This is a genomic window from Lactobacillus sp. B4026, assembly GCF_026535825.1.
GTDB lineage: Bacteria > Bacillota > Bacilli > Lactobacillales > Lactobacillaceae > Lactobacillus > Lactobacillus panisapium.
Window position 1 is genome coordinate 128,898 of the sequence record NZ_JAFNPD010000001.1, and the last position, 22,471, is coordinate 151,368.

At 36.2% G+C, this 22,471-nt stretch carries 19 protein-coding genes, 1 tRNA gene and 1 other annotated feature; of the genes, 19 read left to right on the plus strand and 1 reads right to left on the minus strand.

Features of this window, described 5'->3' with window-relative positions:
• The first annotated feature begins 497 nt into the window (after nt 1-497).
• The 16 genes from J3U69_RS00760 (at nt 498) to J3U69_RS00835 (ending at nt 16,245) form a co-directional block, all read left to right on the plus strand.
• On the plus strand, nt 498-2,549 hold the full coding sequence (locus J3U69_RS00760; RefSeq protein ID WP_267412722.1) for a BglG family transcription antiterminator: 2,052 nt from the start codon (nt 498-500) through the stop codon (nt 2,547-2,549).
• Entirely contained in the window at nt 2,539-3,156 is a 618-nt protein-coding gene (locus tag J3U69_RS00765; RefSeq protein WP_267412724.1) for a bifunctional 4-hydroxy-2-oxoglutarate aldolase/2-dehydro-3-deoxy-phosphogluconate aldolase, read from the plus strand. The genes J3U69_RS00760 and J3U69_RS00765 overlap by 11 nt, the downstream gene beginning before the upstream one ends.
• A 13-nt stretch (nt 3,157-3,169) precedes the next feature.
• Entirely contained in the window at nt 3,170-3,628 is a 459-nt protein-coding gene (locus J3U69_RS00770) for a PTS sugar transporter subunit IIA (RefSeq protein WP_267412725.1), read from the plus strand.
• Between the two features lies 1 nt (nt 3,629).
• Entirely contained in the window at nt 3,630-3,929 is a 300-nt protein-coding gene (locus tag J3U69_RS00775) for a PTS lactose transporter subunit IIB (RefSeq protein ID WP_267412726.1), read from the plus strand.
• A gap of 20 nt (nt 3,930-3,949) precedes the next feature.
• Nucleotides 3,950-5,224 (plus strand): PTS galactitol transporter subunit IIC, encoded by a 1,275-nt coding sequence (locus J3U69_RS00780; protein WP_267412731.1) that lies wholly within the window; start codon nt 3,950-3,952, stop codon nt 5,222-5,224.
• Nucleotides 5,225-5,239: 15 nt separating this feature from the next.
• Nucleotides 5,240-6,385 (plus strand): galactonate dehydratase, encoded by a 1,146-nt coding sequence (dgoD, locus tag J3U69_RS00785; protein ID WP_267412732.1) that lies wholly within the window; start codon nt 5,240-5,242, stop codon nt 6,383-6,385.
• Between the two features lie 5 nt (nt 6,386-6,390).
• The gene (locus tag J3U69_RS00790; protein WP_267392936.1) at nt 6,391-7,296 is read left to right on the plus strand and encodes a phosphotriesterase family protein; all 906 of its coding nucleotides are present in this window, start codon (nt 6,391-6,393) and stop codon (nt 7,294-7,296) included.
• Between the two features lie 294 nt (nt 7,297-7,590).
• A complete protein-coding gene (locus tag J3U69_RS00795) occupies nt 7,591-8,799 on the plus strand; it encodes an MFS transporter (RefSeq protein ID WP_267412733.1) in 1,209 nt (402 codons plus the stop codon).
• Nucleotides 8,792-9,280 carry a prolyl-tRNA synthetase associated domain-containing protein gene (locus J3U69_RS00800; protein ID WP_267412734.1) on the plus strand — a complete coding sequence of 163 codons (489 nt, stop codon included), beginning with the start codon at nt 8,792-8,794 and terminating at the stop codon, nt 9,278-9,280. The genes J3U69_RS00795 and J3U69_RS00800 overlap by 8 nt, the downstream gene beginning before the upstream one ends.
• A gap of 347 nt (nt 9,281-9,627) precedes the next feature.
• Nucleotides 9,628-9,869: a binding site (T-box leader), on the plus strand.
• Between the two features lie 42 nt (nt 9,870-9,911).
• Nucleotides 9,912-11,096: a metal-dependent hydrolase family protein gene (locus J3U69_RS00805; RefSeq protein WP_267412735.1), complete on the plus strand. Its 1,185-nt coding sequence runs from the start codon at nt 9,912-9,914 to the stop codon at nt 11,094-11,096.
• A gap of 97 nt (nt 11,097-11,193) precedes the next feature.
• A complete protein-coding gene (locus J3U69_RS00810; protein WP_267412736.1) occupies nt 11,194-11,565 on the plus strand; it encodes a pyridoxamine 5'-phosphate oxidase family protein in 372 nt (123 codons plus the stop codon).
• 147 nt (nt 11,566-11,712) lie between these two features.
• A complete protein-coding gene (locus J3U69_RS00815) occupies nt 11,713-12,714 on the plus strand; it encodes a D-2-hydroxyacid dehydrogenase (RefSeq protein ID WP_267412737.1) in 1,002 nt (333 codons plus the stop codon).
• Between the two features lie 134 nt (nt 12,715-12,848).
• Nucleotides 12,849-13,556 (plus strand): GH25 family lysozyme, encoded by a 708-nt coding sequence (locus tag J3U69_RS00820; protein WP_267412738.1) that lies wholly within the window; start codon nt 12,849-12,851, stop codon nt 13,554-13,556.
• A complete protein-coding gene (locus J3U69_RS00825) occupies nt 13,553-14,788 on the plus strand; it encodes a DEAD/DEAH box helicase (RefSeq protein ID WP_416381932.1) in 1,236 nt (411 codons plus the stop codon). Before J3U69_RS00820 ends, J3U69_RS00825 begins: the two co-directional genes overlap by 4 nt.
• A gap of 2 nt (nt 14,789-14,790) precedes the next feature.
• The gene (locus J3U69_RS00830; RefSeq protein WP_220220913.1) at nt 14,791-16,119 is read left to right on the plus strand and encodes a PTS sugar transporter subunit IIC; all 1,329 of its coding nucleotides are present in this window, start codon (nt 14,791-14,793) and stop codon (nt 16,117-16,119) included.
• Nucleotides 16,120-16,172: 53 nt separating this feature from the next.
• Nucleotides 16,173-16,245: transfer RNA gene (locus J3U69_RS00835), tRNA-Arg, on the plus strand.
• Between the two features lie 242 nt (nt 16,246-16,487).
• On the opposite strand, the gene J3U69_RS00840 is transcribed toward J3U69_RS00835, so the two are convergent.
• Complete coding sequence (locus tag J3U69_RS00840) at nt 16,488-17,171, minus strand: GntR family transcriptional regulator (RefSeq protein ID WP_267412741.1); 684 nt, start codon at nt 17,169-17,171, stop codon at nt 16,488-16,490.
• 223 nt (nt 17,172-17,394) lie between these two features.
• On the opposite strand from J3U69_RS00840, the gene J3U69_RS00845 reads away from it, so the two are divergent.
• The 3 genes from J3U69_RS00845 to J3U69_RS00855 all read left to right on the plus strand — a co-directional run bounded on the left by J3U69_RS00845 (nt 17,395) and on the right by J3U69_RS00855 (nt 21,940).
• Nucleotides 17,395-19,044, plus strand: coding sequence for a mannitol dehydrogenase family protein (locus tag J3U69_RS00845; protein ID WP_267412743.1), 1,650 nt, complete (start codon nt 17,395-17,397; stop codon nt 19,042-19,044).
• 355 nt (nt 19,045-19,399) lie between these two features.
• Nucleotides 19,400-20,422: a zinc-binding alcohol dehydrogenase family protein gene (locus J3U69_RS00850; RefSeq protein WP_220232890.1), complete on the plus strand. Its 1,023-nt coding sequence runs from the start codon at nt 19,400-19,402 to the stop codon at nt 20,420-20,422.
• A gap of 78 nt (nt 20,423-20,500) precedes the next feature.
• Entirely contained in the window at nt 20,501-21,940 is a 1,440-nt protein-coding gene (locus J3U69_RS00855) for an MFS transporter (RefSeq protein WP_267412744.1), read from the plus strand.
• The last annotated feature ends 531 nt before the right edge of the window (nt 21,941-22,471 follow it).

The following is a 22,471-nucleotide window of genomic DNA, read 5'->3' on the forward strand; positions in this document are numbered from 1 at the left end:
TAAGAGAATTACCTGAATACTTGGTTAAATTTTAGCTGTGATCGGGCTATAGCCCACATATTTTTGCTAGCAGTCAGATTACCTTCGCTTTTAATTATAACAACGTTTTTAAGTTTTCACTTAACTCTGAGGTCTCAATATCAGTATTATTACCTAAGTCACACAAAAATGGATACTGAAGATAAATTTAAAGTCACATTTTTTAGCTCTTAAGGTTCATCATTCAGTTAGAAGTAAAAGATTAAAGGCATACGGCTTCAAATATATTTATTTTAAATGACCTTTTAGGACGCTTTAACTTCTAATCGTTTCGGTTGACAGTTAGTAAATATACTTGAGCCAATTAAAGAAAAAAACCAAAATTAAGTCATGTTTTCTATTTGCTTTATACAATAATTGTCTAACCTACAATATTAGCTTATACAAGTTTCATTACGAAAGCGCATACATAAATTGCTTTTTTAATATTATAATTGAAAGTGAAAGGGGGAGTGAATATGAATAAACGTATCCAGAATTTAATTTCCCTTTTGTTAAAAGAACCTAATATTAAAATATCGGAGATGATGCAAAAATTATCGTTAAGTAGAAGGCAAATAAATTATGCGATTGAACTAATTAATGATCAATTAAGATCCATGCATATTCCAGAAATAATCAGGTATAGAAATGGTTCATTTGGATATGATCATTCGATTGAGCTGTTACTCCAGAGTAATGGAAAAGAATATCCCGAAGAGTATTCTGATAACGATCGGATCACTTTGATTTTAGCCTATTTATTTTTAAACACGAATTATGTTTCACTTAATCATTTAACTTCGTTTCTTGGTTATTCTAAAACGACTGTAGCTAATGACGTTAAAAAAGCTCAAATATTGGCAAAGAAAAGTAATTTGGAACTGAAATATAATCGTACAGAAGGCTATTCTCTCAATGGTAGTAAAGATGATATTTATCGTCTAGCTACACTCTTGTTTTCTAATAATGCCAAGCTATTTACTGATGACATAATTTTAGAAATTACACAAAATAAAACAATCGCTAAAAAAGCGACTGTTCTCATAATGGATATTGAGGATAAATTTAAGGTTATTTTTTCTGATACTTATTTTATGGCCTTAAAATTTATCATTCAAGTTATATTATTGAGAAGTCAAAAGTCTAAAAAGCAAGTCTCAAACCATGATGATATTTTTATCTCTCAAACAAATGAATACAAGTTTTTAAAAAACTATCCTGCACTAAAAAATTTGGATAATTATGATTTGAAGTGGATCTCATTAGAAATTTTAACTTCTAATGTTTATGATAAATCAAATTTACTATTTGGCACAGATGAAAAGAAAATTTTTAGGTTTACTCATCAAATAGTCGAGGGTTTTAAGCAAAAGACTTTAGTACAAATAGATAATCAAACTATTTTTGAGAAAAGATTGATGAATCATTTGAGGCCAGCTTGTTATCGGGTAAAATATCATCTACCTAATATTGGAATGATGGATGTAGAAACTGATCAGAATCATCAAATACTTTTAAAAATAGTTAAGGAGTTAGTTGAACCATTAGAAAAATGGATCGGCACTTCTTTTCCTATAAATGAGATTCAACTCCTAACTTATTATTTCGGTTATCAACTAGTAAATGAATCGAGCTCAATTAGTAAGAAAAAGACCAAATATAAGGCAGTTGTTGTTTGTTCAAATGGCATTATTATGTCCAATATTCTAATTAGAGTTTTGGAAAAACTATTTCCAGAAATTATTTTTTTATTTTCCATGTCAATGCGTGAATTTGAAAATTCTGAAATTAGTTACGACGTTGTCTTTTCAACCATTCCACTGAAGACGAACAAACTTGAATACATTGTAAAACCTGATATGAATTATTCTGAAAAAATAGCTTTACGTTACAGAGTTTTAAAACAATTAGGCATAGAAAAAAATGATGATCAAGTAAATGAGCTACTAAAACTAATTTCTAAATACGCAAAAATTAATAATAGTCAAAAACTAAAAAACGAAATTGAAAAAGTACTTTTAATTAATAATTGGAATGTTACCAATTATAGGGGGTTCCCTAATTTACTATACTACATTAAGCCTAATTATATTGTTATAAATCAAGAGAAAAATATAGATTGGAAAAAAGCGCTACATTTGGCTTTGGCTCCTTTATTAAAAGATAAAAAAATAGAATTAAGATATGAGAAAGAATTACAACGTCAAATTAATTCACCTAATAACTATAGCTTTTTAGGAACAAATATCTCAATTCCTCATTCTTTACCAAAAACAGGAATTTTGGGAAATGGAATAAGCCTTTTCATATCTAAGTGGCCAATTAAACTACCATATAACAGAAGAGTTTTTGTCATAGCGCCAGTAGCATTATATAGTCATCCAAATTATTCAAGAGCTGTTAAGCAATTTGCCCGCTTAGCGATGAATCAAAAAATAATAAGTCAGATAACGAATTGTCAGACATCATTAGATGTTTATCAAATGATCTCTAAGTTTATAGAAATAGAGGATAAACATGAAAACTAAAAAATATCCAAAATATACCATTATTTTGCGAGGATATTCTTTTGAACAATCACATGCAATTTTAGAAGCAATGAGTGGCTTGGAAAATAACTTTGCTGTTGAAATAACGATGAATACTCAGCACGCAGTAGAAGATATTACCAAGCTGAGTAGTGAATTTGGGGACAAAATAACAATCGGAGTTGGTACTGTTTTAACTATTAAAGATGAAATTAATGCAATTGATGCAGGTGCAAAATTTATTTTAAGTGCCTGTGCATTTAACAAACATATGATTGAATATGCTAAAAGAAAAAAGGTAATTACAGTACCGGGAGTTCTAACACCAAATGAAATTTTTAAAATGCTGAATTATGGGGCAGATATTATTAAAGTTTTTCCAGCGTCTACTGTGGGACCTAAATACTTTAGAGCTATCCAAGCTCCTTTAGGAAAGATTCCTTTAATGGCAGTTGGAGGAATTTCTAAAGATAATGTTCATGACTTTTTTGAAAATGGTGCTCAATTTGCTGGGATAGGCTCAAGTGCTTTTAAAAAAGAAGATGTCTTTAAGCAAGATGTAAATAAGTTACACAAAGCATTAATTGATTTAGTCAAAAAGGCATAGGACGGTGATAGATGTGGAAAGTGAATTGCTTTCTAAAAAAGACATTTTCTTAAATCAAACTTTCGAGAATCCTTCATCTTATTATAAAAGAATCTGTGAGCATCTTTTTAATGAGCAAAAAATAGATTCTGAATATTTGGAAAGTGTTGAAAAAAGGGAAAAACAGTTTCCAACCGGGTTAAAAACAGGAAGAATTTGTGTAGCGATTCCACATACAGATTATCAACATAGTAAAACCACTCAACTAGTTATAACAACTTTGAAAGACCCTGTATATTTCAGACGCATGGATGACCCTTCAAAAGAATGTGCTGTAAATATTATTATTCAGATTTTATTTGATAATCCGAAAAAGCAATTACTTTTATTACAAGAATTAATGAAAATTATTCAAAATCAAAATTTTTTAAGAAAAGTAATCAAAGCAAAAGATAAAGATGAAATTGTTAATTTGTTTAAGGAAGGTAAATAAAATGAATAAAAAAACTGTCATTGTATGTTGTGCATCCTCAATGATTACATCAACTTTAGCTTCAGAAAAAGTAAGAACTATTGCAAGTGAAAATGGTTTGCCTGAGCCTAATATTATTCAATGTAAGTTTTCGGAAGTTCAGGGCAACCTAGCTACTAATAAAGTTGATTTCATTGTTCCAACAGGAAAGCTGGATAAAAATGTTACTGAAAATACACCGGTGATTTTGGGTACACCATTCGTAACTGGAGTTGGTGAGGATAAACCTACAGAAGAAATACTTGCTGCTCTAAAAAAATGATATAGGAGGAAGTGAATTTTATGAATTGGGTTATTAATGCATTAAATTGGATCAGTGGGTTAGGTCCAATGGTTATGATGCCAATTGTTATCTTTGTTTTAGGTCTTATTTTTAGAGTTAAGTTGGGAACGTTAGTTAAGTCATCGCTAACGATTGGAGTTGGCTTTGCTGGTGTAAATATTGTTATTAACTGGTTTCTTCAACAAGTAGGTCCTTCTGTACAAGCAATGGTAAAGCATTGGGAAATTCAGACCAGTATTATGGATGTGGGCTGGCCAGCAAGAGCAGCAGCTACTTGGGCTTTTCCACTAGCAGCTGTTGTTGTCTTTGTTGTTTTAGCCCTTAATATCTTAATGATTATTACTAAGACCACCAACACGGTCATGGTAGATTTTTGGTCATATAACCACTATATTTTTACTGGTGCTTTAGTTTGGTATATAACCAAAAGTGCTATTGCTTCTTTAGCAGCTGCTGCAATAGATGCGGCTATTAGTTTTAAATTAGCTGATTGGACGGCTCCATTAGCACAAAAATATTTTGGATTAGAGGGAATTTCATTTCCTACTGCCAACTCTGTTGGTTGGGCTCCAATTGCTTGGTTGTTGAACAAGCTATGGAGTATAATTCCAGGAATTAAAAAAATTGATGGTAGACCAGAAAAGATTCAAAAAAAATTTGGCTTTGTTGGTGAACCATTATTCATGGGATTTGTCATTGGTGTTTTAATCGGAGTGCTAGCAGAAGAAGATTTTGGCAAAATTCTTATTGTTGGAATGAGTACTTCAGCTACAATGGTTTTGACTCCGAAAATGATGCAAATTTTAATGCAAGGATTAATTCCCTTCGCAAATTCAATTAAAGAATTACTTAATAAGAAATTTCCTGGGAATAAATTTACTATAGGTGTTGATGCAGCACTAACTGTTGCTAATTCTTCTGCTATTGCTTGTGGCATTATTATGGTTCCAATAACATTGCTTCTGGCAGCTATTTTACCGGGCAATCATTTGCTCCCAATTTCAGATATTGCTTATCAAGCAATGTGGCTATCAGCTTGGCCAGTAGCTTTTAGCAAGGGAAATGTGTTTAGAGGAATTTTATCTACTATTGTAATAACATGTTGTGTTCTTTGGATTGGTACTGCTTTGGCTCCAATTCACACTCAACTTGCTATTGCTGGTGGTTTTCACTTGGCAAAAGGTGTCCAATATATTTCAACAGAAGATGCCGGAACACATATTGTTGGCTTTATTATTTATAAAATTGCTGAGCTATTAAAGATGATTTTTTAATCTGTTGAGGGAAAAATGAAAATATCAAATTTTGTTGTTTATAAAGTAAAACCACGCTGGATTTTTATCAAAATTATGACTGATGAGGGAATATCTGGCTGGGGAGAATTAGTTTCAGGTACTAAGACTGAGACAGTTGTCGCTTGTGTCAAAGAGATGGCAAGTAAATTAATTGGCAAAGATCCTTTTCAAATTGAGAAGATATGGCAAAGACTACATAGATCTTTTTTTAGGGGCGGTCCAATCAATGGAACGGCAATTTCGGGAATAGAAATGGCATTGTGGGATATTAAAGGTAAGGCTTTTAATGTTCCAGTTTACGAGTTGCTTGGAGGGGCAGTTCGTGATCGACTTCAGGTATATTCTTGGATAGGCGGAGATCGCCCATCAGATGTTGTGGAGATGGCACAACAACGCTGGAATAAAGGTTTTAGAGCGGTAAAAATGAATGCAACATCGGAGATGCACTATATTGATTCTTATGAAAAAGTTGATGCTGCAGTTGAGCGTGTTGCATCTATTAGAGATAAGTTTGGCAATAGGATGGCGATTGGAATTGATTTTCATGGTCGAGTTCACAAGCCTATGGCCAAAGTTTTAGCTAAAGCACTTGAACCTTATCATCCAATGTTTATTGAAGAACCCGTTTTGCCAGAGAATTGGGAAAGCTTTCAAAATATCGCAAATGAAGTGTCTACTCCTATTGCAACGGGAGAAAGATTATATACTCGTTGGGATTTTAAACGGCTTTTTCAGCAGGGAGCGGTTGACATTGTTCAACCAGATATTTCTCTTTGTGGTGGTTTAATGGAAGAAAGAAAAATTGCCGCTATGGCGGAAGCTTTTGACATGGCTGTTGCTCCCCATGCCCCTTATGGTCCAGTAGCACTTGCAGCAACTTTCCAAGTGGATGCATGTACGCCTAATGTTTTTATTCAAGAACAGAGTTTGGGTATTCATTATAATCAGGGATTTGATTTGCTTGATTTTGTTAAAAATAAGGAAATTTTTCAGTATCAGAATAGTTTTGTGAACATTCCTAAAAAGCCGGGCTTGGGGATTGAGATGGACGAAGATAAAATTAAAGAAGTTGCTCAACAAGGCTTAGTGTGGAATAACCCTTCTTGGGTTAACTATGATGGCACTATCGCTGAATGGTGATGATAATGATAAACACAGTTAATGGACCTGTTTCGTCAGAAGAGTTGGGTATCACTTATATTCATGATCATTTGTTTGTGATTCCAAATGCATTACCTCAATATTATGATTATACTTTCGACGATGTTGATAAAAGTGTAGAAGAAGCAGTTGATTTTAAAAATTATGGTGGTAAGACTATCGTTGATTTAACTCCGATTAATTATGGTAGAAATCCAATTGCTTTAGAAAGCATAGCAAAAAAAGCTAGAATAAATGTTTGTTTTGTAACGGGATTTCATAAAGAAAAGTTTATGCCCAAATGGATTGATGAGCTATCTGACCAACAAATTTATGATTTTTTAGTTGGCGAAATAACAAATGGCGTTAGTTCACATCATTTATTACCAGCTGCTATGAAAGCTGGTACAAGTTATAAAAAAATTACTCAAAGAGAAAAAAGAATTTTGCAAATTGAAGGAATTGTGCAGCATGACACTCATATTCCAATGATCACACATTGTGATAAAGGAACAATGGCCCTTGAGCAGTTAAAAATTTTGAAAGCTCAAGGAGCAGATTTAAGTCATATTTGTTTAAGTCATGTCGATATTATGAAAGACATCACCTACATTGAAAAAATATGTGATACAGGAGCCAGTGTTAGCTTTGACCATGTGGGTCGTGAACTTAGTAGTCATGATCAAAAACGAGTCCAAATGTTAAGTGAGTTAGTTAGGGATGGATATGAAAATTATATTTGCTTAGCAGGAGATATGGGTAGAAAAAAGTATTTTTTATCTTATAATGGGCAACCTGGATTAAGATATATTATTACTACCTTAAAAGACACTTTAAAATCAGAGCTTGGAGAAGAAGTGTTTAATAAAATGATAGTTGATAATCCAAAAAGAATTTTGTCAACAGACTAAATAGATTGCATAAAGTATGATGTGTTAAAAAGCTTTATTTTCAAACCAGTTTTTGATAAATAAAAAAAATCTTTACTAATTTCTTAAAATCTAGTTGACGCATAAAGCTAATTAGTTTTACTAGACTTCGCCTTGGTAATTGTGTTGAGGCGAGGTCTTTTAGTTATAAAATAATACCCATTTTACAAAGCTCTTAAATCATGTTAATCTAATTTTAACAAAAATCCCAAATGTTGCCTTTGCGGAAATGCTATCCGTTAAATAGCTTCAACATCATACTACCGGACTTAAAAAATGACTAATACAATTAAATATTACTTCTATACAGCCTTTAAAAATACACGCTTTTCCCGCATAATCAGCGTGTTATTTGTTGTTCAAATTTTAAAACTAAATTTAGTGCAATTTTCACTGTTAGAATCAATTTATATGTTTGCCCAGTTTTTCTCAGAAATTCCTAGCGGGATTTTGGGCGACATGTTTCAAAATAAGAAAGTGGTGCTTTCAGGTCTATTATTCTCAGTGTTAACGCCACTAATAACAATTTCCACGCTCTTTTTACCTAGAAGTCTAGTTTTTCCAGTATTGGTACTTTCTTTTGGGCTGGAAGGAATAGCCAATGCTTTAACCAGTGGTGCTGATGATGCTTTATTTTATGAGGGCATCCGCAATGATGGTGCAGAAAACAGTTACGGCAAAATTCGTGGAAATATGCAATTGATTAGCTCAATTATTCTCGGGTTAGCGACGGCTGTTGGTGGGTATTTATTTACCCTTAATGTCAAAATGCCGTACCTCTTTCAGTCAGTGTTTTTACTCGGGGCAATTTCTATTATCGCTGTCACAAAAGAACAGAAAAAGATTGCGACATCTAAAAATGAAGCAAAAGAATCATATTCGAGCATGTTAAAAAGCATTTTGTCTGTTTTCAAAGATATGGTTCATTCGCCAAACATTCTTTTTTTGTTTATTTTTATGATTATCATCACAGCCGTTGTCAATGCTATTTTCATGTTGCTACCCAATTATCTTTCCCAGTTGGGTTTCGATGCGTCCGCAAACGGCAGCGTCTTTATGTTGTTTAGCTTTGCGGGTGGGCTAGTAGCCACACAGGCATATCGTTTAATTAAATTAAAGTTTTCAACGCTAACAATTTTAATTGCTAGTATATTATTAGCTTCAACCGGCCTGCAGCTGCAAAGCAACAGGTATTTATTTTTACTCGGGGCCGGTCTCCTATACATTACGTTAGATATTTTAGATCCGGTGGTCATGCAAATGCTAAACTTGTGGGTTGGCGATCAGTCTCGTGCAACTTTTATTTCTGGCTTGTCCTTTGCCACTAGTTTAGTCACGATGATCATCAATCCAATTATTGGAGCAATTGTGCAAAGTTACGGGACAATTATTATGCTAACTTCAACTACGATCGTTACAGTTGTGCTGATTGGCATTGCATATGTCTTAATTTTACGAACAAAGGGGGATTCCAGTCATGAATAAATTAGAAACTTTACGTTACCTTGATCAGCATCACATTAATTATGAAAAAATTGATCATCCAGCTGTTTTCAATATGGCCGATTTAGCTAATTTACATTTACCTCATCCTGAAGCCGATGCAAAAAACTTATTTATTCGCGACGACCAAAAAAAGCATTACTATTTACTGACGGTTAAGGGCAATAAAAAAGTTAACCTGCAGCAATTTCGCCAAAAATTTGGGACGCGGCGGTTAACTTTTGCTTCACCAGAAGAGTTAAAAAAGTTTTTGCAAGTAACGCCTGGCTCTGTCACACCGCTGGCTTTACTAAATAATGCAGATGTACAGATTCCACTATACTTGGATGCGTATTTTTTGAAACAGCCTCTTATTGGTATGCATCCCAATGACAATACAGCAACTATCTGGCTTAATAGTGGTGACTTGATCAACTTGATTAAAGCACACGGCAATCCTGTCCATTTAGTCGAGTTTGCTTAAACCGACTAAATTAGTTAGATTTCTTTTTTCAGGATTTCAACTAGGACTTTTTCTTTTAGTTCCTGGCTATCGACTTTAGTCGTGATTTCATATCCGCGAGCAAGAACATCACATAAATATAGCTGCGACACTTGGCCAGCAACAGTGCCGACACTACTAAATTAACTCACAGCGGTTTGGAGCTGAACGTCTCCAAGTTCCGCAATTGGGGAGTTAAGATCATTCGAAATAGTAATGATTTTAGCTCCATTATTTTAGCTAAAAAATATTAACTTAAATTGCAATTGTTTCCACTTTTTCATATTGACAAGCCGCATATAAGATGCTAAATTAAAAACTAATTAAATAATTTCATCTTGAAAAGCAGAGTAATTATCATGGTAACCAATAAAGAGAGCTGGCAGTTGGTGAAAGCCAGCAGGTAACAGATAGTGAACATGGGCTTCTATTTGATGACTGCTGGTGAAAGTTAGCCAGCAGCGGAATTGCATCCGTTATTATTGCAAGCTATTGTTAGATAGCTAGTGAGATTTATTACGTGAGTAATAAATAAAGTTAAAGGTGGTAACGCGAAGCACTCGTCCTTATTGAAGGAACGGGTGCTTTTTAATTTGTTTTTGGAGGTATTTAAATGACCAAAACTGTCTTTACTAACGTAAATTTGTTTGATGGGGTAACTGACCATATTCGTCCTAACACTTATTTGGTGGTTGATGATGAAACTGGCAAAATTGTTGAAGTTGGAACAAACACTGAACCTGAAGCTGATAAAACGGTTGACTTACAAAATAAGTATGTCATGCCGGGACTGATCAATTGTCATACTCATATCATTATGGATCCCCTGACCGCAGATGGCGGGACTGAAACCGGTGAAGTAGCAGCAGTGGTTCGCGCATTAAGCAATTTGCATGATTTGTTAAAATCTGGTGTTACATATATTCGTGAATGTGGCAGCACGTTTGATATTGACATTGAATTGAGCAAGCTCATTAAAGAGGGCAAAATAGCGAAGGTGCCGGAGATTATGCCATCAGGTCGCCCATATTCAATGACCGGCGGACATGGTGATCAACCTAATTTTGGTCACTTGGTTGATTCGCCGGACGAAATGCGCAAGGCCGTCCGCCAGGGCTTAAAGAAGGGTGCCAAGGCAATTAAAGTTATGGCAACTGGTGGTGTGATGACAGAAAACGACTTTATGGATGATCCGCAACTAAGTGAAGAAGAAATCCACGTTGCAGTTGAAGAAGCCCACCATAAGGGATTAATTGTTGCAGCCCATGCTGAAGGCAATCCCGGAATTTTAAACGCAATTAAGGCTGGCGTTGACAGTATTGAGCATGGTTTTTATGTAAACGATGAAGAAATCAAGTTAATGCTTGAAAAGGGGACCTACTTGACGCCAACTATAGTTGGTGCCTGGGCATTTATTGAATATGCGCCTGGTAAGATTCCTGAATGGGAAATGGCTAAGATTGCGGCGGCTTGGAAGGATCTGCGCGGTAATATTACTCATGCCAAAAATGCTGGTGTACCAATCACCTTAGGAACCGACGCTGGAACACCATTTAATGATTTTAAGATGACGCCTGAAGAACTGCCATTATTAGTAGAACAAGGTTTTACCAATTTGGAAGCTTTACAAACGAGCTTGAATTCGGCTAAATTGATGAAAATTGACAATGAGTACGGCACGCTTGAAGAAGGAAAATTTGCTGATTTCTTAGTTTTAGATGAAAATCCGCTAGAAACAATTAGCGCAGTTGTCCAAAAAGACAAGGCTGTCTACAAAAAAGGTAGTCGTGCATATTAAATTTAAGCAAAACTATTGCTTTTACGAACAAGTGTTTTATAATAAAAAGAAGCTACTTACATAAGTAACTTCTTTTTGTTGTTTAGGAGGAGAAAAAATGGAACAAAAGTTTTTAGACGTGATGAATGATGAAGGTCCTGTAACAATCGTTACTGTCAATGCTAATCCAGCTGGTGTTGTTAACACCTGGATGTCATACGTCAAAATTGATGAAGACAATAATTGCCTCTATATCCCGGCTGCAGGGATGCACAGTATTGAAGAAGATTTTGCCGATGACAATACCGTTTTATTGACAATGGGCTCGAAAAAAGTTGAGGGAACAGCTGGTCTTGGAGCTGGTTTTCATGTTTCAGGGACTGGCGAATTTTTGAGTGAAGGTTCTGAATTTACCGCAATGAAGGAACGTTTTCCATGGATTCGTAAGATCTTAAAGGTTAATGTTGACCAAATAACTCAAAAAATCTAGTTTGAGCCGGTTGTGAGTCATGTTGCGGTAAGCAGAGTTTTAATTAAAGTTAAATTATGCTTTTTATTTAAATAAATCTTTAATTTGTTACTAATTTTAGATAAAATGGTAACTATATTAATTTATCCAAAAAAGGAGGATTTATGAATGAAAGCATTACTTTACAATATGACGCCGGAACAAAAGGTTTATGTCGATGAATGGAATAAAGAACATCCTGATGATGATCTTGAAACAACCGATGATGAACTAGAAGCCGGGACAGTTGAACAAGCCAAAGGTTTTGATGTTGTTAGTGTCTTACAGATTTTTGACATTAATGATGAAGAAGTTTACCAAAAGTTGGCTTCCTATGGCATTAATCACATTGCTTTGAGGTCAGTTGGCTTTAATATTATTAACTTTGATTACGCTCACAAATATCATATTCTGATTACAAATACGCCTGCATATTCGCCAAGAGCTGTGGCAGAGAACACTTTAACTTCCGCAATGTACTTATTGCGCAAGTGGGGTCCAATTCTAAAAAATGAAAAGGAAGATTTGAATTTTATTCGTGAAGCAAGTTTAATGAGCGATGAAATCTACAATCAAACAGTTGGTATTATTGGAGTTGGCCGAATTGGTACTGCTGTGGCCGAAATGTTTCATGCTCTTGGTGCCCGGGTAATTGGCTACGACTTAATTGAAAATCCAGCAAACGAAGCATTCCTTAAATACACTGATTTCGATACTGTGATTAAAGAAGCTGATATTTTAACTTTGCATACGCCACTTGAACCTGAAATCGAAAATATGATTAGTGCTAAGCAATTCAAGGAAATGAAGGATACTGCCTACTTGATTAACGCTGCGCGGGGTCCACTAGTTAATACGCACGATTTAATTGCCGCATTGCAAAATCAGGAAATTGCTGGTGCTTCACTTGATGTCATGACGGGTGAGGAAGAAATTGTGATGAAAAAGTTTACCTCTATTTCCGAATTACCTGAAGATTACCGCGAATTGGTAAAAATGCCTAATGTCGTTTTCACACCTCATTCAGCATACTACACCAAGACTTCGGTTAAGAATATGATTAAGCAAAGCATGACCGATGCTAAGCGCGTTTTAAACGGGCAAAAACCAGTTTATCCCGTTGAAGACTAAGTAACTAACTGTTAAGAAAATGACTAGCCACAAAAGGCTGGTCATTTTTTTGCTGATTTGCTAGTTGTTGGATATATCAATTGCTTGCGGAATATTGTTATAATGGATTAGCAGATAAAGAGCTGGAGGTAAAGATGAAAAGGTTTCATCATAAATACACGTTACCAGCAATTATATTGCTGCTAATGGTTGCAATTGGCTTACTGATTACTGGCACGTTAAATATTCGCAATCAAACAACTTTGCCTGCGAATTCTAATTCAAGTGCAATTGGCGTAGAGCTAAATCAAAATTTTGGTTACATTGACTTACACGAGTTGCAATCAAATGGGATCTCTTTTGTCTACTTTAGAAGCACCCAGGGTCGCTCCTATTTTGATGATGATTATTTATCTTACCGTGACCAAGTTTTGGGAACAAAATTAGCTTTCGGAACTAGTATTTTTTATAGTAATGAATCCACTCCTACGGAACATTATCAATATTTTATGAAAAAGGTAGGCATGAATACAGGAAGTCTGCCAATTTTGATTGAACCTGCAGTTAATGACCGCAGCATCCGTTATATTAAGCAGATGGCTCAGTTTACCCGCATGTTAACCGCGCAAGGGAAAAGAGTAATGGTTGAGGTCGAAATAAAGTATAAAAAGTATTTTCCCCAGAATGTTCTTTTTATTACCTCAGGTAAAAAAGCCCCTAATAAATTGCAGTATTCATTTTGGCGCTATACCAACAACGGTCGCGTTAAAGGGGTCAAGGGACTTGAAGATGGCGTAACCATGTTAGCTTATAATGGCTCAGTATCACAATATAAACAGAAATATGGACAGTTGACACAATAATGAAAACAGAAATTAAATCTACATTGACAAAGTTAGGCCTAACAGAGCCTACATTAATTCAGACGCGAACCAGTCAGTTAATACTTGACGGCACTAGTCTGATCGCGCTTGCTAAAACTGGTACGGGAAAAACATTGGCGTATTCGTTACCAGCTTTAGAGCGAATCGAGCGGAAAAAACCAAATAGCTTGGTAATCATTGCTCCAACTACAGAACTGGCCGTGCAGATTCGCCATGCGATCAATCCCTTTATTCATGCACTAGGTTTAACTGGCATCACCTTAGTTGGTGCGGGAAACCGTAAAAGGCAAGAAGATAATTTAAAGAAAAAACATCCAGAAGTGGTTGTTGCTACACCCGGAAGATTTTTTGATTTTTATTCAAGCAACCGAATTAAAACTGAACAAATCCAAACGCTAGTCATTGATGAAGCTGATGATATTTTAGAATTTAGCAAAATGGAGCTCCTTAGCTCTTTAGGGCAGAATATGCCAGCTACTTCGCAAATTTTATTATTTGGTGCCACTGAATCAGAAATCACGCAAAATGCTGCTAAGCTGTTTGACCGGGAGTTTGTCCTCGTTGATGTGCGCTCTGAGCAAACAACTACGGTGCAAAATTATTTTTTACAAATTGACAATGCTCATAAAATCGACTTTGTTCAGCGTTTAATGCGCCTGGAACATTTTAAGGGAATTTTGTTCTTTGATTCGAACCAGACACTGATGCGTTTTGCGGGGATTCTTGCTCATACCAAAACTAAATTTGGTTTATTAGCAAATGAATTTGGCAAACAAAAAAGGGAACAAGCACTGCTCGATTTTAGAGCTGGTCGAAGTAAGCTCTTGCTTGCAACTGATCTAGCTGCGCGTGGTTTGGATATACCTGGCGTTACTTACGTTATTAACTACGATATTCCTAGCGAAACCAACACTTATTTACACCGGGCAGGCAGAACCGGAAGAATGGGTGCTAGAGGATTTGTTGTTACCTTGGGTGATGACCATGATCAGCGTGATTTAAGAAAATTGCTAGAAGAAACGGTGAAAATTACGCGAGTTTACTTTGCAGGCAATAAGTTAGTGACAAAGCAACCTGAAAAAAAGCCGGTTATTGCTAAAAGTGGGGGCAATAAGGCTGGTCAAAGTGAACTGACTAAAAAGAAAAAACACAAGAAACGGCGCAACAAAAATAAGGGTTATCACCCGCATTATTTAAAGAAGAAGGAGTAAAAATGAGTCGATTAGTTGCTTGGTTAGAGGACTATCTTTTGCCTTTGGCAAATAAATTGGGTCAGACTACCTGGCTGGTTGCCTTGCGCGACGCCTTTGTTTCGGTAATGCCGATCACTATTGCCGGCTCAATTGCGGTTCTAGTTAAAAGCTTAATCGAAGCTGCCAAAATCAACTTGGGATGGAAAACATTTGCTTGGATAATGCAGCCATTAATGCTAGTTAGTGATGTGGTTTGGCGTGGGACTTTTGCTTTATTTGCCTTATTTTTGTCAATGTCATTAGGCTATCATTTAGCCAAAAGCATGGAAGTAGATCCAATTGCGGGTGCGATTGTTTCGCTGTCATCGTTAGCGATGAGTATTGCCAACCTAACTAAATATCACATAGGTGGAAAAATGGTTTTACTCCATCATTCCTTTGATATTTCTCAGTTCTCGACGACCGGAATTTTTACCGCCATTTTGTTTGGAACAATCGGTGTTTCAATTTTTGCACTTTGTGTAAAAGCTCGTTTTAAACTTAATCTAACGACAACCTTGCCCTATGCAGAACAGATGGCACTGGATTCACTAATTCCAGCAATCATTGCTATTTTTTGTGTGGGAATGATTAATTTTGCTTTTCAAACTATTACCGGGACCTTTTTTGGCAATTGGCTGCTGCATTCCATTCAAACGCCGCTAGTAAAACTAGGCCAGGGCTTTGGCATGGTACTTTTGGTAACTTTATTAGTGCAGGTTTTTGCCTTTTTCGGCATTAATGGCTTAGGGGTGTGGGCGCCGCTACTTGATTCTATTTGGCTGACAGCACAAAATGTTAACGTAACCGCGGTGCGTAACGGTAAACCAGCTTCTTTTATTTGGGTTCGTGGTTCCTTTGATTCTTTTGCTTGGTTTGGTGGCGCTGGCGGCACCTTAATGTTAATTGTGGCAATTTTGCTTTTTTCAAAAAGAAGTGATTACCGTACTATTGCCAAAGTGGCCCTTGCTCCGGGTGTTTTTAACATTAATGAGCCGATTGTCTTGGGCTTACCAGTTGTTTTGAACCCAGTTTACTTTATCCCGTTTGTTTTAGCACCAGTTGTCAACGTTGCGTTTTCATATTGGGTAACTTTAATGGGACTAGTAAACCCGGTTCAAGCGGCTGTGCCTGGAATCGTGCCCCCGATTATCGGACCATTTTTGGCCTGTAATTATGATTGGCGTGCCATCGTTTTGTGTATTGTTAACATGCTTATTGCCCTGGCAATCTGGACGCCTTTTGTTTTCGCGGCTGATAAAATTGCTGACACTAACAATCCAGAACCATATTTTACACGGCAATATTAATTACTAAAAAAATTGGCTTTTATCAATTAAATTTGGTAAAGTTAATTTACTACGACCCTGTAGTTCATCTGGATAGAACAATGGTCTCCTAAACCGTAGAGGTGAGTTCGAATCTCACCGGGGTCATTACTTACAAAAAATAAGCGATAAACTGAATTTATTAAAAATTCAGTTTTTTTGTACTAAATTTTTTCATCCATGCAAAGCAATTAGTCAATTATTCTTTGTATCTATGCTGCTTAAAACCGCTAAATTTAGTTGATCTACCTCAAAATGCAAAAATGCTCCCACTAATTGAGTCTGAAATCTCAATTATGTGGGAGCATTTTTTATTTAATAAAAAGCTATTAGTTAAGGCATTTCTAAAGTTAGATGTTGGTATTTGTAAAGTAATCGGGAAACTCAGCAATTACGGATTTTTCCTCTTCTAGTGCACGTTCTAAATGCCGTTTAGTGAATTGGGCAACTTGCTTAACATCGTTTTTTAAGACGGCTTTTAAAATATTTTCGTGATCGGTGATTAATTCGTTTAAGGAAAGCTGGTTTACAATCAGGCTTAAAAAGCGATACCGATCAAATTGAACGTTGATCGTTTTAATCCAGCTCCAAACTTCCTCGTGGTTAGTTAGTTGGTAAAAAAAGTGGTGAAATTCATTGTCTAAGTCTAGAAATAAATTTAGATCTTCAATAGTCATTGCCTTATCTTGATTTTGTAGATTTATTTCAAGTGAAATTCTTTCAGAATCTGACATGATGATCTCTGCTGCTTGTTTCATAATTTCCTGTTCAATGCTAGTTCTGACAAACCTTGCATCCCGTACAGCTTTTAGATCAATTTTAGAAATATATGTCCCAGATTGGGGAATAATATCGATTAACTGTTCTTGCCTTAACCGCAATAGAGCTTCTCTAATAGGAGTTCGACCAATTTGTAAATCAGCTGCAATTATTTTTTCCGATATCCGACTTCCAGGTTTATAAATCGTCTTAATAATTTTTTGAGAAATCAGGTCATAAGCTTGATCCGTTAAATTGCTTTGTCGTTTAAGCATCTATGCGTTGTCACATACCTTTCATCAATGAGTTCTACTTCAAATGGGTTTATTTAATTTATTAGTATAGCACTAATAGCGGGGTTCTTGGTAAATGTCTCTGAGTCAGAAAAGCTAATTTTACGCCAAAAAAGCGCTTGCTTTTATAAAAACAAGCGCTTACAATGAAAACTAACTAATATTTTAAAATATTAATATATCAGTTTTAAGAAAGGAATTAGCTATGTTCAAATTATCTGATAATTATCTGGCAAAAGATAATTTATTTGGTAAATCTGGTGTCAGAGTCCCGCAATATGATCAGGCCTCTATGAAAATGAATACCAGCAAGCACCCAATTTGGGTTCATTTCGGTGGTGGCAACTTATTTAGAGCTTTTCATGCTGTGATTGCTCAAGAATTACTTAATGAAAATGAATTGAAAAGCGGCATTATCGTCGCTGAAACTTATGATCCTGAAGTCATTTCAAAGATTTATCAAAAATGTGGCGGTCGCCATTTGAGCGTTGTGATGAAATCTGATAACACGCTTGAAAAGGAGCTGATTGCCAGTATTGCACAGGCGATTTACTGCAACAAGACTAGCCAAGAAGGCTGGCAGCAAATGGCGCAGATTTTTGAAAATCCTTCACTGCAGCTAGTCACTTTTTCTTTTACGGAGAAGGGCTACAAGTTAGATGATGGCAACGGCAATTTAACTAGTAATGTAAAAGCGGATATGCAAAACGATCCCGAAGAAGCAGTGACAAACATGGGAATAATTGCCAGACTGCTTTATCGCCGGTATTTAGCAGGGCAATATCCAATTGCATTAGTGTCCACGGATAATTTTTCCCAAAATGGTTTGGAATTACAGCGGGAGATTATGAAAATTGCTAATGGCTGGCGAGAAAATAAGCAGGTTGATCAGGGCTTCATTACTTATTTGGAGAATGAAAAGTTAGTGTCATTTCCGTGGACAATGATTGACCGCATTACTCCTAATCCATCGCTGTCCGTTGGTTGCCGATTAAAAGCAGAAGGATTTGAGGATAGTGCGTTAGTTCATACCAAAAAGGGTACTAATATTGCAACTTTTACCAATACAGAAGAAACCCATTACCTAGTAATTGAAGACAACTTTCCCAATGGTCGGCCTTGCCTTGAGAAAGCGGGAGTGATTATGACTGACCAGCAAACAGTAAATGATGCGGACCAAATGAAGGTAACTGCTTGTTTAAACCCGTTGCATACCTCTTTAGCGATCTTAGGGTGTCTATTAGGGTATGACACAATTGCAACGGAAATGCAGGATGAAGATTTGAAGCGCTTTATTGTCAATTTAGGCTACGGAGAAGACTTGCCAGTCGTGCGTGATCCGCAAATTATTAATCCGCGCAAATTTATTAGTGAATTAATCACTAAGCGGCTGCCGAACAAAAACATTCCTGATACACCGCAAAGAATTGCTAGTGATACTTCACAAAAAATCGCGATTAGATTTGGTGTAACTATTCAGCATTATGTTACCGATCCTAATTTAGATGTTAAACAATTACGTTTTATTTCATTTATATTGGCAGCTTGGTGTAGGTACCTAATGGCGATTGATGACGAAAGCAAACCGTTTACTCCTAGCCCGGATCCATTATATCAGCAGTTGCATTCGCAGGTTGCTGCAATCAAAATAGGTGATTCTAATCAAGATAAAGTGCACCAAGCATTGGCACCAATTTTAACGAATCAAGAAATTTTTGGTAACAACTTAATTGAAATTGGCTTGGGAGAAATCATTGAGCGAGATTTTTTACAACTAATTAGGGAAAAAGGAGCAGTTAGACAGGAATTACACCATTTAGTCACACAGCATAGTTATGCTTTGCGGGACCACTAAAAGGAGGCGATCAAGGAAAAATTACTTGCTAAAATGCTTTCTTAATGCAGTTGTTCCAATTTGGCGGAAATGGCACGACATTATAGGACTATTTGTTTGCTTAATCTAATGCTTTTACCTATGTGAGTATCATTATTAGCTAAAATTGCTGTGAATATGCGTAAAACTTCACCTTACTATTTTTACTTATTATAGACAGTGATTCTAATGAAAATGGCCATTAGAGTGTTTTAGCAATGAACTAAAAATTAGTTAAAAATCGTGGAGCTGTTTTTAAGCTCAAGGCAAATTGTTTTTACCAGAGTCAAGAAAACAGCTGGGAAATTGTTAAAAATACTTTTTTAAGGAGGATATTATGTTAGCAGTTCGTGTATATGGTAAAGAAGATATGAGAGTCGTTGATGTGCCTAAACCAACAATTGATAATCCAACAGATATTATTGTTAAGGTCAAAGCCGTCGGCATCTGTGGGAGTGACAAAGCAATTTACAATGGTTCAAATCCATTCGTTGAACTTCCGCGGGTAATGGGACATGAATTTGTTGGTGAAATCGCCGAAACGGGTAAAGAAGTTACTGAATTTACAATTGGTGATCATGTGGTAGTGGAGCCAATTAGTTATGATGGTAAATGCTATGCTTGCAGACAGCATATGCCTAATGCTTGCGCCAATTTAAAAGTATTGGGCGTGCACCAAGACGGTGGTATGCAGGAATATATTAAAGTGCCGGCAAAGCAACTCCATCACATTAACAAGAGTGTTCCTTGGACAACAGCGGTTCTTTCAGAACCATATACGATTGCAGGTAATGCAACAACTAGAGGAGAAGTTGGCTTAAGTAAAACAGTTGTGATTCAGGGTGCAGGTACTATTGGACAATTATCTTTAAAAGTTGCAAAAGCTAAGGGTGCCAATGTTTTGATTTCGGATGTTGCCCAAGAAAAATTAGCTTTTGCAAAAGAAAATGGTGCTGATGAGATTGTTAACGTCAAAAATGAAGATTTAGTTGAAAAAGTTAAGCAATGGACTAATGGGGCAATGGCAAATGTTGTTATTGATGCGGTTGGAGCACCTTCAACTTTCAAGTCATGTTTAGAGATAGCCGGTGTGGCAGGACGAATTGTGCCAATGGGGTTCTCAACTGCACCGGTAACAATTACCCAACAGCCAATTATGCAGAAGCAATTGACTATCTGTGGTTCGCGGCACCAAACTTTTCAGTTTGAACCAATAATTCATGCCATTGAAGACAACAAATTGGGCGATGATGGCATGGTAAACCAGAAGTTTAATATTAAAGATGCTCAAAAAGCAATGGATTTAATGAATAATGATCCAGACAAAGCGAGAAAGATTGTTCTTTTATTCGATAACTAGGCTAATTAATTGTAGTAATGGTAAATTTATTTGCGCATTCAAGTAAGCGCTTTTATAAGCTACTTTTAGAGGATAAAAATGGATAAACAAAATAAAGAGGTAACAATCGATAATAAAGAAATTATCAAAGTCACTGCAAGTGGGTGGCTAGGAACAGCAATGGAATTTATGGACTTCCAGCTTTACTCACTTGCAGCTGCAATCGTTTTTAATGAAATCTTTTTTGATAATGAAGATCCTTCCATGGCCTTGATAATGGCAATGGGAACTTATGGCGCAGGCTATTGTGCAAGACTGCTAGGTGCCTGGTTTTTTGGTAGGTTAGGAGACAGAATTGGCCGTAGGGATGTCCTGTTTTTCACTATTGCATTGATGGGAATAGCTTCAACTGGCATCGGATTTTTACCAACATATGCTCAAGTAGGTATTTTAGCCCCAATCGGATTGGTAATTCTAAGGATCATTCAGGGATTCGGTGCTGGTGCAGAAATTAGTGGTGCTGGCATCATGACAGTTGAATTTGCGAAAAAAGAAAGCCGGGGATTTGTCGGTAGTTTCGTCTGCTTGGGCACTTCCACCGGAACACTAATTGCCAATGGCATTTGGACAATAATTTTAACGCATTGCACCCATGCACAACTGTTAACATGGGGCTGGAGAATACCGTTCTATGCTTCATTTGTGGTTATGATTGCTGCCATTTTAATTCGACTTTTTATTAAAGAGAGTCCAGTAATGGCACAAAAAAAGAAAGAATTGGCTCAATTACGCGAAGAATTAGCAGAACAAGCAGAAAAAGACCCAAGCAACAAGGAAAATGAAGAAAAAGCTCTGAAAAAAGCTGAGCATACTAATTTTAAATCTTCGATGAAGAACTTTGTTTTAGCTGGTGGGTTAAGATTTGGTCAGGCCGGTAACAGTGGTCTAATGCAAACATATTTAGCAGCTTTTCTTGTCACTTATCTTTCTGTTGCGCGAACTGTTCCAACTGATGCCAATATGATTGCATCAATCATTTCGTTTTTCACTATTCCTTTTGTCGGTTGGCTAGGAGATAAGTTTGGTAGAAGAACGATGTACCTAATTTTGTCGGGCGCGATGGCAATATTTGCTATCCCTATGATGCTATTAATTAGTACTAGAAACACTCTGTTAATTACAATCGCCATGATTATCGGGTTAAATGTTGGTGTGCAAGATTTATTTGCCCTGGAGAATATCATGATTCCTGAACTGTTTGGATCGCTTCACCGGATGACTTTTTCATCATTAGCAAAAGAGATTGCTGGTCTTTTTGCTACCGGATTTGGCCCGGTGATAGCTGCCTCACTGGTAGGAATGGCTCTGGGGAGTTGGTGGCCACTGGCACTGATGATGATTTTCTTTTCAGCAGTAACTTTTATCAGTGCTTGGCTATCGCCTAACACAAATAATCGTGATTTAAACGATTTGAATGATCCGGTAATAGATCGTCATGGTAAAAAACGGCATTTCAATGAAACTAACGAGACGGTTTGATAAAAAGTTGATCATAGTCTCTAAAACACTTTGTAAATAAGAAAATAAATTAACCTCATGGTTCAACTAACTATGAGGTTATTTATGTGGGTAAAACAATTGCGCATAAGCCTGACTGCTAGCCAAAATTCGTCATCTTTTGCCGTAAATTAAGCTGGTCGTGGCAAATTAGGGCGTTTTTGAATACCCATCATTAATCCGTAGTAACAAGCACAAAAGCCAAATCACTCAAGCTGCCAACAACTTTTAAGGTATTATCAAAGAAACAGGCATGAATTATTGAGAAGTGAAACCACCTTGTACCAGGTATCCAGACGAAGAAAGCTAATCATAATTAATTTGTAATTGCTTGTTACCTTGAGCTGGAACCTTGTTTTAGTTCTCGTTACTAAGAAATGATTTTTGAAGGAGAAATCTTTACTTAAAAATGCGTATAAAAAATCCTGACGACGGAATACCTAGAAGGGAAATGTTGAATGATATTCATCGTCAGGATTGATTAGAAATAGTTTTTAGTTTATGAGATGGTTT